A 14,241-nucleotide genomic window follows, 5' to 3' on the forward strand; every position below is an offset into this window, starting at 1 on the left:
GGAAACCGGTGCACGTAGTATGTCGTTGGGATACAAATCCCCCGGGGCGGGGGAGTACCGGCGCAGCGGTCCTATGCCTGCCGGTCGCGGAGAAAAGCTGCGGCCATACGGCTTACGGTATCCTGCAGCGTATGATAGGTAAAGCCCGGGAAGTCGCGCAGCAGTTTCTCGTTGCTGTAGTAACAACGGGTCTGGGCGGTGCGCGCCGATTCCTTACTGATGGTAACCTGCCGCTTGGCTATGCGGCTTTTGAGCACTTCCATCCGCCATACGATTTCGGTCATCCAGGGGGAGGCGTGCTTGTAGGGCGGCTTGCGGTTTAAGGCATGGGCCATGGCCGTAAATACTTCTTTATAGGCAAAGTTGCCGGCGCTTATGATATAACGCTCGTCGCTGATGTCGCTGCTCATGATCGCGATCATGGCGGCCACTACGTCCTTTACATCTACCCAGGCATTTACGCCGTCGGTATACCAGGGAAATTCTTTGTACACGATCTGCATCAGGTTGGCCGAACCACTGTCCCAGTCGCCTTCGCCGAGGATGATGGCGGGGTTTACGATCGCGGCGTTCAGTCCTTCAGCCATGGCTCGCCATACCTCCATCTCGGAGCGGAACTTACTTTCGGCATAGGCCGAGTTATCCTTACTCTCTTCCCAATGGGTGTCTTCATTAATGCCGGCGGCAAGCGCCTCGGCGGTACGGCCCAGTGCGGCTATGGAGCTTACGTGGACCAGCTTTTCCACACCGGCTTCCAGCGCTGCATTCACCAGGTTGGCCGTGCCCTCCACATTGGCCTGTATCATGTCTTCTTTTTTACGCGGGTCGAAGGATACGATGGCCGCGCAATGATACACCTGCGTGATACCTTCCATGGCAGCTGCTACCGAGAAGATGTCGAGCAGGTCGCATTGCTTCCAGGTAAGGCCCGGCGAAGCAGGACCTTCGGGCCGGCGGCTGTTGTACAGGGCAATTACAGGCAAGGGCTGCCCGGCCAATGCCTGCAGCAAATGCTGACCAAGAAATCCGCTGGCTCCCGTTACAAGTATCAAAGGAAGAATCTGAATTTTTATGCGGGACAGATGCAGGGCATCCGCTGCGCTATGAATGATGGAATCCGTATGGTTAAAGAAAATGTCCCGGGCCGAGGTATCGGTCATCCCGGGACATACACTTAAGTATTGGTTGTAAACTGCCGCAGGAAGCGAACGTCGTTCTGGGAATATAAACGAAGATCGTTTACCTGGTAACGGATCTGCGTAATACGCTCCACACCCATACCAAAGGCAAATCCACTGTATTTTTCAGGATCTATGTTAAAGTTGCGCAGCAGATCGGGGTGTACCATACCGCAGCCCAGTATCTCTACCCAGCCGGTATGTTTGCAGAGGCTGCAACCGCTGCCACCACATACGGTACAGCTGATATCCATTTCGGCGCTGGGTTCGGTAAAGGGGAAGTAAGAAGGACGGAACCGCACGCGGATATCCGGTCCGAACATCTCGGTTACAAACGCATAAAGGGTTTGTTTGAGGTCGGCGAAAGAAACATTTTCATCGATATATAATCCTTCGCACTGGTGGAAAAAGCAGTGAGCACGCGCACTGATGGTTTCATTGCGGTACACGCGGCCCGGGCATATTACCCGTACCGGCAGTTTGCCTTCTTCCAGCACGCGGGCCTGTACCGAAGAGGTATGGGTACGCAGCAGCCAATCGGGGTTTTGCGCTACATAAAAGGTATCCTGCATGTCGCGCGCCGTATGGTCTTCCGGCATATTGAGCGAAGTAAAGTTGTGCCAGTCGTCTTCTATTTCCGGACCTTCGGCAACGGCGAAGCCCAGGCGTTCGAATATTTCGACGATCTTATTTTCGACGATCCGCAGCGGGTGCCGCGTGCCTAAAGCGATATCGGCGCCGGGCAGCGAAAAGTCGGCAAACGATGCATTCCCGGCATTGCCTTGTTGCAGGTGGCTAAAGCTTTCGTAATGCGCTTCGGCCAATTGTTTGAAGGCATTGAGCAGTTGCCCGGCTTCTTTTTTCTGTTCAGCCGGCACATCTTTCATACCGCCAAATACATCACGCACCAGGCCTTTAGTACCCAGAAAGCGGATACGGTAGGCTTCTAGCTCTTCTGCATTGGCAGGCACAATACTTTTAATTTCCTGGGTGAGCGTCTCGATGCGCGCTTTCAACGATTCCATAAGGTTGCAAAGATAAGCGACCTCCGGCACAGATGAAAACGGAATTATGAGGGGAAGAAATACAGGATCAACCCGGTATAATCGTGGCAAAAGGCCTGCTAATGGGCCATATTGGATCCGTCGGATTTTTGCCGGTTCCTCAGGCTTTCGTATTTCCTTTTGGCAAGATGCCACATAACAAGGGCAAACAGGAATGCGCCTCCAAAGTATTTGAGCCAGGTAAGCAGGAATTCGTCGTCAAATATTACCTGGAACAGGTTACCGAAGGATAGTTCGCCATTCCTGGCCAGGTAGAAACTTGTAATGATAACAGGTAGCAGGGTGCCCCATATGACTGCTGTAAGCAATATATGTTTCCATTTTCCTTTACTTCTCCTGGATTCCCATTCGTACATATATTTCTGATCTCGCGGTATCATACGCCTTAAATTCTAATGCAGCCGGTAAGTGGTCGCTGTTTAAATAATAACTCACGACCTGTTTTGTTTAAAAAAAGTGTGGAATTTTTTTTACACCAGGCGCGCCGGTAGAGGGCCGGAGCTGCCTGCCGGCTTAAATCGTTTTTAGGTTCACAATATTACGGATTATCATTTTTGTAAATAAGGCTACTTGGTACGCACATAAAAATGAGCGGTATTGTTTTTGCCCGTATGCCGCTCTTCGATCTCGAGGGCGGGCATACTTTTAATCAGGTCCAGCAGCTTTTTAAACCCGAAGTTACGCGGGTCGAAATCGGGTTGCTTTTTAAGGATAAGGTTGCCCAGCACACCGAGAAATACCCAGCCATCTTCTTCCGCAAGATCATTTACACTATTGGTAATCAGCTGTTCCAGGGTTTTTCGCTGGGTAGCTACCGGGTCTTCCTTTTTCAGCTTTTTCTTGGTTACCCGTACCGGGGCTGCGGGTTCGCGGGCTTCTTTCTGCAGGATTTCGAGGTATATAAATTTATTACAGGCGGCAATAAAAGCGGCGGGCGTCTTCTTTTCACCCAGGCCAAATACTTTTTTGCCGGCTTCACGCAGGCGGGTAGCCAGGCGGGTAAAGTCGCTGTCGCTCGATATAATGCAGAAGCCATCTACATTACCGGTATACAGGATGTCCATGGCATCGATAATAAGTGCCGAGTCGGTCGCATTTTTACCCGTGGTATACCCATACTGCTGGATTGGGGTAATGGCATGCGCCTGCAGCACACTTTTCCAGCCGGCCAGGTTGGGCTTGGTAAAGTCGCCGTAAATCCTTTTAAAGGTGGGGGTGCCGTATTTGGCGATCTCCTCCAGCATGCCCTTTACATTGGAGGAGGGCACATTGTCTGCGTCGATCAGCACGGCAAGTTTGAGTTCATTATTAGCATCCATAAGATTGCATCAGAGACCGGTTGCGGGGTCCTGGTGTCACAAATATAAGAAAAGAAAAATGCACATAGCGGGTAAGCCTGCCGGGGGCTCCCGGAATTCCCGGTCCCGGTAGCGCTTTCCGGGGTCCGTTTTGCCGGACCAGACAGGCTATGCCGCAGTTTTCCATGCGGTATGCAGAAAGGCCCTGAGGTTAAAAACCCAATGCAGCACAAACTTTCGTAATTTTGCGCCGATGCAGACAAAAAACTACACGGTCGAACAGATACTGGCCAACCTGAATATAGAAGCCCTGAACGAGATGCAACAGGCCTCTGTTGCCGCCAACGAGCAGCATAACGATGTCATGCTGCTATCGGCAACCGGCTCGGGCAAGACCCTGGCCTTTCTGCTGCCCATGCTGAGCCGCCTCGATCCCGAAAGCCGCGACAGCCAGGCACTGATCATCGTGCCTTCGCGCGAACTGGCCATGCAGATCGAGAAAGTGTTCAAACAAATGGGCACCGGCTTTAAAATTACCTGCTGTTATGGCGGTCATAAAAGAGAAATTGAAGAGAACAACCTGATCCAGCCCCCGGCCGTGATCGTGGGTACACCCGGCCGGCTGGCCGACCACATCCGCAGGGGCAATATCAAAACCGGTCATATCCGTACCCTGGTGCTCGACGAATTTGACAAATCGCTGGAACTGGGCTTTACCGGCGAGGTTTCGGAAATTATAGAAGCCCTGCCCGCGCTGGAAAAACGCATCCTTACCTCTGCTACCGAGGCTGTAGAGGTACCGGAATTCGTAGGACTGCAAAGTGTTGCGGAGCTCAATTTCCTGGATGAAGCCAACGAATCGGACAATGGTCTTGCGATCAAAAAAGTATTATCGGGCAATAAGGACAAACTCGATACCTTGTTCCAGCTGATCTGTTACCTGGGCAACCGGTCCACCATCGTGTTCTGCAATCACCGCGAATCGGTAGAGCGCACCCACGAGCTGCTGCGCGCCAAGGGTATCCTGTCCGAGTTTTACCATGGCGCTATGGAGCAGCGCGACCGTGACAGCGCCCTGTGCAAGTTCCGCAACGGCACCAGCAACCTGCTGGTTACTACCGACCTGGCGGCACGCGGCCTCGACATTCCCAACATCCGTTATATTATCCATTACCACCTGCCCCTGGGCGAAGATGTGTATACCCACCGCAACGGCCGTACTGCGCGTATGGACGCCAGCGGTACCGCCATCCTCATCCTCTCTGCCGAAGAGCGGCTTCCGGCCTATATTACGGAACCTGTAGAGGAGATCAAACTCGAAGGCCCTTACGAGATCCCGGAAAAACCCAAGTGGAGCACCTTGTACATTCCCCTGGGCAAAAAGAATAAGGTCAACAAAATCGATATTGTCGGTTTCCTGTCCGCCAAAGGCGAACTGAAACAGGAAGATATCGGCCTGATCGAGGTCAAGGATTTCTTCTCTTTTGTAGCGGTGCGCAAAACCAAAGTCAGTCATATGTTACAGCTGGTCAAAGAAGAAAGGATCAAAGGCAAAAAAGTGAAAATAGAAGTAGCCAAGTAAAACATAACGAACGATATTCCAAAACAAAGCAGCAGGCCCCCCAGGGAGCCTGCTGCTTTGTTGTAACCGGGCGGTATTGCCCGGCCTGATCTATAAAGGAAGGGCAAAAGAAAAAATCTCTTGCCCTTCGTTTGGTCTGGGTACGTATGCTGTATTAATGCTGCACTACCAGTTTGTGGTTGCTCACCATACCTTCTGCCTGTACACGGATCGTGTAGCTGCCGGAGGCCAGGCCTGAAGCGTTGAGTACGTTTTCAGTAACACCATAAGTTACCGGTACTGCGATCTGCTGACCGGCCATATTATACACGGCAACATTGCTGATGTTATTCCCTTTTACACGCACGGTTGCGCCGCTAACCGGATTAGGATAAAGCGCTACGCTTGTAGTAACGCCGCCGCCGAAGCTTACACGGGTGGTTTTGCTATAGCTTGCTTTTCCATCGCGGTCGGTTTGTTTCAGGCGGTAGTGGTTATCACCGTTCAGCGGTTTGCTGTCGGTAAAGCTATACGCCAGTTTTTCGTTGCTGTTACCCGCAACGGCCAGGGTATTTACAAAACCGATCTTGCTGAAGGTTTTACCGTCGGCGCTGCGTTCTACTTCGAAGCCGGCATTGTTGGTTTCGTTTGCTGTAGCCCAGTTCAGCAGCGCATGATCGCCTGCTTTTTCTGCAGTGAACGACAACCAACTTACGGACAGTGGCACGGAGTTAAGACCTACTACTTTAGGGTTAGTGGCGTTGTTCAGACCTACAGAAGAAGCCGAAGCATAGAAAGAGCTGTTGATTTCTGTTTTATCGCCGCTGATAAATACATAGTATTCCATCTGGTAGTTAGGAATAGCAGGTGCGCCCGGAGGGTTACCTCCCTGGAAGGTGATCATCTCTACGGATGGGATAATGGCAGTGGTACCGCTTGTACCGTGGAAGGCCAGGCCCAGTAAGTCTTTCTCCTGGTTAATGGTCATCGCGAAAGGAGAGTTATTGAAGTTAGGCGCTACGAGGTAGTAAGCATAACCGCCGAGTACCACGGCTGGTGCGATATTGCTGGTAGGACCGCCTGCAGTTGCGCCGTTCAGACCGCTGATATCGAGCGTCGGGTTATTTGCGCCCTGGTCGGGAATACGGATACCAACGGTAAAACTGGAGATATTACCGGTAATGGCGCCACCGGTGCTGTTTTTAAGACGGATAACTGCCTGATAGTTCTGACCGGATGTGGCCGGGGTCAGGGTTGCCTGTACATTTTGCGCAAACAGGGCGGCCTGAGCAGCCAGGAAAGCAGTAATAGATAAGAAAATCTTTTTCATAATTAATATTTTCAACTTTATGAGTATGGTGTACAACCGGGAAGACTGTGGTCCTCCCGGTTAGGTATTATTTAATTTGCTCGGCGGTAAACCCGGTTTCGTTAAAGTTCAGCGCCTCCAGCAGGAAGTCGCGGTCGTTGTTGCGGCCATTGTAACGCACTACACCGTCGAGGTTTACATCGGCAGGAGTATAAACGTTGTACGTAATGCCGGTTTCGGCAAAGCCCAGGAAGGCCAGGATCGCATCGCGATCGTTAGCGGTACTGTTGTACCTTATATTGCCATTGCCGTTGGCATTACCACCGATCAGGCACACTTTGCCGCCAATAACGGTAAACGCCGCAGCTGTTCCATACAGGGTGGCATCGGTAGCGCTTCCGAAATTGAAGCCGTTGGAACCGGGAACGAAGGTCATCAGTTCGGTGCTCAATCCCAGGTGGTTGCGGTGACGTACCGTCAGGTGGTAACGGCCGGCATTTGCTTTAAAAGCAATACCCGCGGTTTTATCGAGGTTCACAATGTTACCGTTTTCCAGCACGAAGGCCACATGGCGATCTACCAGGTTACCGGTGCTGTCTTTCAGCTCCAGCAGTACCCAATCCAGGATATCGTCGGTACCAGCCGTATTGGTAAATACGGACAGCGCAACAGACTCGGTACCGGTGTAGTTAAACGGCGCTACGTTATAAGGCTGGTTGGTTGCATTTACCTGCAACAGGGTAGCCCAGTCATTGGTCACATCTTTATGACGGCTCAGCGAAGTGCTGTAAGCGCCTGCCAGGAAAGCAACCGGGGCAACGGCTACACAGGAACCCGCAACTGCGCTTACGGCAACTTTGGAAGGAGCAGAGAACAGGTCGGTACACCTTGAAGCAGCAACCGTATAGTTATTGGTTAGGCCATTAGCCGGGGCAACAACGTTGAGGGTGGTACCGGTTCCGGCTACCGTGTTATTGCTGTTGTACCAGGTATAGGTAAGATCGCCGGCCGGGTTGGTTACCGCCAGTTGCAGACCGGTGCCCGGGCAGCTGGAGATTGCGGCAGCGGCAACCGTTGGTGGTGCGGGTACCCGCTTAACGCTGTACAGCTGCAGCAGCTGTGAGGCATTCAGGTTCAGCAACTGGGTCATGGAAACACGGATCCTGTCGAACTGTACGGTATTGTCGCCGACAGAGATAGGTACCTCGCCAGGCAGGTTATTGTTGAGGCTTGCAGACAGCAGGCCCAGCAGGTCTACAGACAACAGCGAATTCAGATCGCCGCTGAACACCTGTATATTGCCTTTATAAGCGCGGATATTGATATTCTGCAACAGCGACACGTTCAGCAGGGCCGGCGGCACGCGGAACTTGATCTTTACCTGGTCGCCCGGGCTGGATAAGTTGGAGAAATAGATGTCCTGGATATAAGTGGCGCCAACGTTTACATTGGCAACACCGTAACCGAAGGTAGAGAAGTTAGTCGTATCGGCATCGATAGCGAACTGGGGGTTCTGTACCGGGTTACCATTGGCCGTCAGCAGCGACAGGGTAGCGCCGGTCGCATCAAAAGCAGTGGTTTGTGTTACGGAACATGGTGTGGCCGGGCCGCTCAGGTAATAGGCGTCCTGTACCTTCAGTGTGTAGGATGCACCCACCAGGCCTCCCGTACGCGCATTCACCCGCACACTGCGGATATCTGCACCGGCATTGGGAATAAAGGTGATGTACAGCTGGTTGTTCGCGTCCCTTACGATATTAAAATCGCCGCCGGAAAATGACTTGGTCTGGCTGGCCGTTGTATTGTAGGAAGCCACGATGTTGCCATTGGCTTTCTTTACGTCCACGATAAAGCTCTGGTCGCTGAGCAGGGAGGAAAGAATATTACCGATGCTGCCGCTCAGCAAGGTATTCAGGATACCGGTGCTCGAATTGTCCTGTACCGGGATATAGATCATAGATCCGGCAGGCACATTGGCGCCAAAGCCAATCTCTACAAAAGAGTGGGTAGGAAAAAGACCGGCCACTGCAGTGGTGGACTCCAGGGTAGCGCTGGTGCTCTCGTTGCCATCAGAAGCATTGAGGTAGTCCGGCACATTATAGGAACCCAAGCCTGCGGTACTATGCGCAACGGCAGTGGTCGCATAGTTTTTTGTTGTCTGGGCGCCCGCTCCCATAGACAACATCAATCCCCCTGTTATCAGGCAAAGGGATCTTTTCCATGCTGGAAAGTGTAATTTTTTTGCATTCATTTGGTTTCTTTTTTGTGATGAAGAAAAATTGGTTATGATCCGTTACATACATTTAACGGAGAAAATTCATATATAATTCACATTTCAATTTTCAGGGAATTATTCATGAATTTCCATAGCTTCCGCATTATCCTGCAAAGAGACGCCAAATTCGCTATATGTAGAATATGTGATCTACTAAAAAAATTTAGTAGATTTACTAGTTTGGTCAAAAACTCCTATATTTACATCATGATTATTATGAAAGAACAATACATTATAACAATATAATAATTAAATATGTATTACAAATACTTTTGATGTTTTATTTATAATTTCCTTTTTATTTTTTATTTATTTTTGCAGTAGATGCAATAGGGGATATCAATTGCGGGGAGGGTTATTATAGATAAAAAATATAGACTTTATACATTTACAAAAGCATAGATGTATCAGATAAGCGTATAAAATGGTAAATATTTTAGTTGTCGATCACCATCCTATTTTCCGGTTAGGGTTGAAACACCTCCTTTCCCAGGTCCCGGAATATAACGTACTGGCAGAAGCCGGGAACGGAGCCGAAGCTGTAGATCTGGCTAAAAAGCTATCTCCCGACCTGGTAATACTGGATATGCAGCTGTCTAAACTGGACGGTATAAAAGTGACGCGCCAGATCCTGGCGCACAGCGACCAGGTCAGGATCATCGCCTTATCCAACTTTACCATGGAAGACCAGGTAATCGATATGATCAATGCCGGCGTGAAAGGATTGCTATTTAAATCGGATGATAACGACCAGATCCTGGCAGCCGTACAACAGGTACTGCGCAACGAAGAATACTTTTGCAAGGGGGCGGTAGAAATCCTCGTAAACCGGTTTGCAAGGGGCAACCCCGAAGTACGCAGCCTCATCAATACCTCGGTGTTTTCCAAAAGAGAGCTCGATATCATCAAACTGATCTGTAAGGAAAAGACTGCCAGGGAGATCGGCGCAATCCTGTTTATCAGTGAGAAGACGGTCGACTTCCATCGCAAAAAGATTATTGAAAAAATGGAGGTCAAGAATATGATCGGCCTGGTAATCTATGCCATTAAAAACAAAATCGTCAATATTTACGACACGCTTTAACGGGAGTCATACCTAATATATATATAAGATAAGGGGCCGCGTTGTATAACGCGGCCCCTTATCTTATATGTTTTTTTGCAGCAGGTTATTTTGCCTGCTCCTGTATAAACCCGATCTCGTTGAAGTTCAGCATTTCCAGCAGGAAGTCGCGGTCGTTGCGCATACCATTGTAACGCACCGTGCCGTCGAGGTTGACATCGTTTGGTGTGTAAACGCCGGACACGAAGCCTACCTCGTTAAAGGACAGGTAAGCCAGTATCGCATCGCGGTCGTTGCCCTGGCCGTTGTAGCGCACATTGCCATTGCTGTTGGCGTTACCGGCAATCAGGCATTTCTTACCATTTAAGGTCGCAAAAGCGCTGCTGTTGCCATACAGGGCTGCGTCGCTGGCCGTGGTAAAGTCGAAGGCATTGTTGCCCGCGTTAAAGGAAACCGGTTCTGTGCTCAGTCCAAGGTGGTTGCGATGACGGATGGTAAGGTGATAATTGCCCGGTGCGGCTTTAAGCGATACCTGCGCCGATTTATCAATGTTTACGATATCGCCGTTTTCCAGGATCAGTGCAGCAGTACGGCTTACCAGGGTACCATCGGTTTTTTTCAGTTCCAGCAATACCCAATCCACCACGTCATTGTCGCCCGAGGTAACGGTAAAGGTTGCAGCCGTAACCGACTCTGTACCGTTATAGTTGAACGGAGCGCCGCTGTAAGGCTGGTTCAGGGCTTTTGCTTTCAGCACATTGGCCCAGTCGTTCGTTACATCTTTATGCCGTGTACCATTGAATGCGCCACGCAGGAAGGCTTTCAGGCTTACTTTTACCGGTTGTCCCACCGTCATGGTTATGGTCTTAACGGCAGAGCGTGTACCGGCTTTGTTGGCAATGGTATAAGTAAATACGTCGTTGCCGGAAAAACCATCGGCCGGTGTGTAAGTAACAATGCCCGTTGCAGGATCTACAGTGGCCGTACCATGTGCTGGCTGGGCTACCACAACTACCGACTTAGGATCAAGCGCATTGGTATTGCCGGTAGCGCCCGCTGTAGCCGAGGCCGCAACATTGATGGTCTTCGGTGTCTGGAAGGCGGTAGTGGCGGTAATGTTCGTGGCATTAGGCGCTACTGCGCAGTTGGTGTACAGGTATACCCTGCCGTTACCGGCGCCTACGACCAGGTCCAGGTCGCCGTCGCCATCCACATCGGCAAAAGCCGGATGCGCATCGCCCGAACAATTGCCGGGGTGTACATTGTAGAAAGGATTGGTGGTCGATGTGCTTCTCTTCACCACGGTATTAGCGCCCGTTCTTTCGTAGTATACCACGTAGTTCTTTCCGTTGCCGCTACCGCTTTCATTGCCGAGTACGGCATCCAGGTCGCCATCGCCGTCTATATCGGCAAAGGCAAGTGCGCCATAGCAACCCGAATAACCTGCGCTGAAGGGATTATCGGATCCTGTTTTTTGCGTAAAGCCGGTATTGTTGCCGTTGTTGCGGAAGTACTTGATCGTTCCGTTACTCAATACGACAAACATGTCGGTATTACCGTCGTTGTCCCAATCGGCAAAAGCCACATTGGAATGCGTGCCCAGGTCGCCGAGGTTGCTGAAGACATTGGGGGTAGGGGCTGCGCTAAACTGCGGTACAGCAGCCGACCCTGTGTTGCGGTAGTAATACAAGCGCCCGTTGGCATCGCCCGACACCATATCGAGATCGCCGTCGTTATCCCAATCGATAAAGGCTACCGAGCCATAACTCCTGCTCAACCCGTTAAAGGGATTGTTGGAACCGGTACGGTTTACATAAGCCGGGCTGGTTGCTGTTCCTGTATTCCGGTAGTAAAAGAAATTGTTGCATTTGGAACCGGAAGCCAGGTCGAGGTCGCCATCGTTATCGAGATCTGCCAATGCCATCTGTGCATCGTTACCAACATCTACGCAAGCGAATGGGTTTACCGAGGCTGCCTGCCAGGGCTGTGCTGTTGCGGCTGTAACGCCGATTGCAGTGATTGCGGCATATAAGCCGGCAGACAGGCAGATTTTACGAAGGCTTTTAACGGGTAAATTTATTTCGTTCATGAGTCAACTGGTTTGAGAGATGTTGAGGCCCGCAAAGCTATCCTTCAACCATATTTTATGCCTACCTCATTTTACTCATAAAACCCACCAATTTTGATGTATCATTTTTACCACGAAAATACCGGTATAACGAAGATGGGCCACAGGAAAGGATTACAGCTATGCTTAATACATATCTCGCGTTAATTTTTCTTTCTGTTAATCAATACAAAAACTATCCGTTTTACTGCTAACCTTACAGCTATACACATATTTTATCAAGGTAAAAACAGCGACATTAGCGGTAAACCGGCGGATATTTACATAATGGAGATGAAGAAGCGAATACAGTATGTTCCTTTAATTGATAATGAGCTTATTAATCCTCATATTAAATATTTTTCCGCTCCGCAAAGTTTTATTTGAACAGGGCAATTGTAAACCCGATAGGCCCGACAGAAATGACGCTTAAAAAACCGACGCACGAATGAACATCTTATTAATCGACAGCCAGGAATTATTTTCGGAAGGCTTGAAAAAACTGTTGCTGCAATGCGACGATGTTACCTCTGTACATATCGGCAGTACCAGTTCCTGTATCGATGATGTAGCCACGTTTAATATCGATATGGTGATCTGTGACATGAATACGCACAACCAGGGCGCCTTCCGGATCATCGACGAAATACGCGGCAGCTTTAAACAAAAAATACACATTATCATCCTTTCTGCCATTACGGATATGCAGACGGTAAGGCAGGCCATACGTACCGGCGCTAATGGTTATATATCGAAAGACACGAACGTGGACGAACTGATGCAGGGCATTTACGAAGTACAGGACGGGAAACGGTATATCAGCCGCAAGCTGCGCACCATGCTGATGAATAATATGATCCATGAAGACCAGGTAGTGCACCACCTGTCGCGGCGCGAAAAAGAAGTACTGCGCGAGATCTGTACCGGGCAAACCATTAAGGAGATCGGCTACAAAATGGGGCTTAGCCCCAATACGGTGCAGTATTACCAACGCAACCTTATGAAAAAACTTAAAGTCTCGCGCACCATCGACCTGATTATTTACGCTATACAACACGGACTGTACGTATTGCCGGCCCGGTATTAATACAATAAATAAAAACGGGGCCCGCGGGCCCCGTTTTTATTTATTCTGTTTTGGGTTTAGGTTTGGGCTTTGATTTCTTTTGCCCGTTATTCCCTTTCCATTTTTTCTTTTTATCACCATGTCCGTGGCCATGACCGCCTCCACGCCGGTTGGGGTCATACTCCGGTGCAGGGCCGTAACCTTCCGGCAAGGGCAGCTTATCGATGCTACGGTCGATCAGTTTCTCGATCGAGGCAAAGCGGCGCTGGTCTTTATCGCTGATAAATGTTATCGCTGTCCCCATACGTTCGGCCCTTGCGGTACGTCCTATGCGGTGTACGTAATCTTCAGGATCCGGCGGCACATCGTAATTGATCACCAGGTCGATGCCATCGATATCGATACCCCGCGAAAGCACGTCGGTACCTACCAATACGGTTACCTTCTGGTTGCGGAACTGTTGCAGCAGCTCTTCGCGCTCTTCCTGTTTCAGATCGGAGTGGAAGGCTTTTGCATTGATCTTTGCCCGGCGCAATTCTGCTTCCACGCGTTTTACTTTGTCCTTGCTGGAGGAGAAGATGATCACCGATTTATAGGTTCCGGGTTTCAGCAGGTGCAGTACCAGTTTATGTTTCTGCTCGTCGTGCGCCATATAGGCCTGCTGGGTAATACCGGTCGCGGGTTTGGATATGGCAATGCTGATCTGTTCGGGGTCGACCATCAGTTTGGCGGTAAGCGCCCTGATCTTGGGCGGCATGGTCGCGCTAAAGCACAGTGTTTGCCGTTTTACCGGCAAAGCGCTTACAATGCGCAGCAGGTCGTCGTAGAAGCCCATATCGAGCATACGGTCCGCCTCGTCGAGCACCAGGTGCTTCAGCTTCGAAAAGTCGAGGCCTCCCATCTGCATTTGGGCGATCAGGCGGCCCGGGGTGGCGATAATAATATCGGTGCCGGTCGAAAGCGCCTGTTTCTGCTGGGTCCAGCTTATACCGCTTCCTCCGCCATATACCGCTATCGATTTTACATCGATATAATAGCTCATCGCTTCGATCTGCTGATCGATCTGTATGGCCAGTTCGCGCGTAGGCACGAGGATCAGGGTATTGATGCCTTCTGCAGGCATGTTCACGATCTTGTCGAGCAAGGGCAGCACAAAGGCGGCGGTTTTACCCGTGCCCGTCTGGGCGCAGGCGATCAGGTCCTTACCGTCCATAATAATGGGGATAGCCTGCTGTTGTATAGGAGTAGGATTACGATAGCCCATAGCCTCTATGCCATCAAGCACATCGTAATCCAGTTTAAAATCATCGAATGTCAAAG

11 protein-coding genes are annotated in these 14,241 nt (G+C 50.4%); 3 read left to right on the top strand and 8 right to left on the bottom strand.

Annotated elements, in window-relative coordinates; genetic code table 11:
* Window positions 1-71: 71 nt before the first annotated feature.
* The 4 genes from B0I18_RS02235 to B0I18_RS02250 form a co-directional block, all read right to left on the bottom strand.
* A complete protein-coding gene (locus tag B0I18_RS02235) occupies window positions 72-1,052 on the bottom strand; it encodes an NAD-dependent epimerase/dehydratase family protein (RefSeq protein ID WP_106522025.1) in 981 nt (326 codons plus the stop codon).
* Window positions 1,053-1,174: 122 nt separating this feature from the next.
* A complete protein-coding gene (gene pheS, locus B0I18_RS02240; protein ID WP_106521014.1) occupies window positions 1,175-2,203 on the bottom strand; it encodes a phenylalanine--tRNA ligase subunit alpha in 1,029 nt (342 codons plus the stop codon).
* Window positions 2,204-2,301: 98 nt separating this feature from the next.
* Complete coding sequence (locus B0I18_RS02245; RefSeq protein ID WP_146146629.1) at window positions 2,302-2,622, bottom strand: hypothetical protein; 321 nt, start codon at window positions 2,620-2,622, stop codon at window positions 2,302-2,304.
* Between the two features lie 186 nt (window positions 2,623-2,808).
* Window positions 2,809-3,561, bottom strand: coding sequence for an NYN domain-containing protein (locus B0I18_RS02250; protein WP_106521016.1), 753 nt, complete (start codon window positions 3,559-3,561; stop codon window positions 2,809-2,811).
* A 232-nt stretch (window positions 3,562-3,793) separates the two neighbouring features.
* Here B0I18_RS02250 and B0I18_RS02255 point away from each other — a divergent pair, with 232 nt between their 5' ends.
* Entirely contained in the window at window positions 3,794-5,122 is a 1,329-nt protein-coding gene (locus tag B0I18_RS02255) for a DEAD/DEAH box helicase (RefSeq protein WP_106521017.1), read from the top strand.
* A 154-nt stretch (window positions 5,123-5,276) separates the two neighbouring features.
* On the opposite strand, the gene B0I18_RS02260 is transcribed toward B0I18_RS02255, so the two are convergent.
* Together B0I18_RS02260 and B0I18_RS02265 are read right to left on the bottom strand one after the other, a co-directional pair.
* Window positions 5,277-6,431, bottom strand: a complete 1,155-nt coding sequence (locus tag B0I18_RS02260; protein WP_106521018.1) for a T9SS type A sorting domain-containing protein — start codon at window positions 6,429-6,431, stop codon at window positions 5,277-5,279.
* A 67-nt stretch (window positions 6,432-6,498) separates the two neighbouring features.
* Window positions 6,499-8,595, bottom strand: a complete 2,097-nt coding sequence (locus tag B0I18_RS02265) for a hypothetical protein (RefSeq protein ID WP_146146630.1) — start codon at window positions 8,593-8,595, stop codon at window positions 6,499-6,501.
* A 514-nt stretch (window positions 8,596-9,109) separates the two neighbouring features.
* Between B0I18_RS02265 and B0I18_RS02270 the strand changes: the two genes are divergently transcribed.
* The gene (locus tag B0I18_RS02270; RefSeq protein ID WP_106521020.1) at window positions 9,110-9,769 is read left to right on the top strand and encodes a response regulator transcription factor; all 660 of its coding nucleotides are present in this window, start codon (window positions 9,110-9,112) and stop codon (window positions 9,767-9,769) included.
* Window positions 9,770-9,854: 85 nt separating this feature from the next.
* Here the strand turns inward: B0I18_RS02270 and B0I18_RS02275 are convergent, their stop codons facing one another.
* Entirely contained in the window at window positions 9,855-11,837 is a 1,983-nt protein-coding gene (locus B0I18_RS02275) for an FG-GAP-like repeat-containing protein (RefSeq protein WP_106521021.1), read from the bottom strand.
* Between the two features lie 466 nt (window positions 11,838-12,303).
* Here B0I18_RS02275 and B0I18_RS02280 point away from each other — a divergent pair, with 466 nt between their 5' ends.
* Complete coding sequence (locus tag B0I18_RS02280; protein WP_106521022.1) at window positions 12,304-12,942, top strand: LuxR C-terminal-related transcriptional regulator; 639 nt, start codon at window positions 12,304-12,306, stop codon at window positions 12,940-12,942.
* A 40-nt stretch (window positions 12,943-12,982) separates the two neighbouring features.
* On the opposite strand, the gene B0I18_RS02285 is transcribed toward B0I18_RS02280, so the two are convergent.
* Window positions 12,983-14,239, bottom strand: coding sequence for a DEAD/DEAH box helicase (locus B0I18_RS02285; protein ID WP_245882031.1), 1,257 nt, complete (start codon window positions 14,237-14,239; stop codon window positions 12,983-12,985).
* Window positions 14,240-14,241 lie beyond the last annotated feature (2 nt).

This window comes from Taibaiella chishuiensis (assembly GCF_003014535.1).
GTDB lineage: Bacteria > Bacteroidota > Bacteroidia > Chitinophagales > Chitinophagaceae > Taibaiella > Taibaiella chishuiensis.

Excerpts from the sequence above, each read along its gene's own strand:
- B0I18_RS02270 (WP_106521020.1), top strand. The coding sequence starts at position 9,110 with ATGGTAAATATTTTAGTTGTCGATCACCATCCTATTTTCCGGTTAGGG.
- B0I18_RS02275 (WP_106521021.1), bottom strand. The coding sequence starts at position 11,837 with ATGAACGAAATAAATTTACCCGTTAAAAGCCTTCGTAAAATCTGCCTG.
- B0I18_RS02260 (WP_106521018.1), bottom strand. The coding sequence starts at position 6,431 with ATGAAAAAGATTTTCTTATCTATTACTGCTTTCCTGGCTGCTCAGGCC.
- B0I18_RS02265 (WP_146146630.1), bottom strand. The coding sequence starts at position 8,595 with ATGTTGTCTATGGGAGCGGGCGCCCAGACAACAAAAAACTATGCGACC.
- B0I18_RS02280 (WP_106521022.1), top strand. The coding sequence starts at position 12,304 with ATGAACATCTTATTAATCGACAGCCAGGAATTATTTTCGGAAGGCTTG.
- pheS (WP_106521014.1), bottom strand. The coding sequence starts at position 2,203 with ATGGAATCGTTGAAAGCGCGCATCGAGACGCTCACCCAGGAAATTAAA.
- B0I18_RS02255 (WP_106521017.1), top strand. The coding sequence starts at position 3,794 with ATGCAGACAAAAAACTACACGGTCGAACAGATACTGGCCAACCTGAAT.
- B0I18_RS02245 (WP_146146629.1), bottom strand. The coding sequence starts at position 2,622 with ATGATACCGCGAGATCAGAAATATATGTACGAATGGGAATCCAGGAGA.
- B0I18_RS02250 (WP_106521016.1), bottom strand. The coding sequence starts at position 3,561 with ATGGATGCTAATAATGAACTCAAACTTGCCGTGCTGATCGACGCAGAC.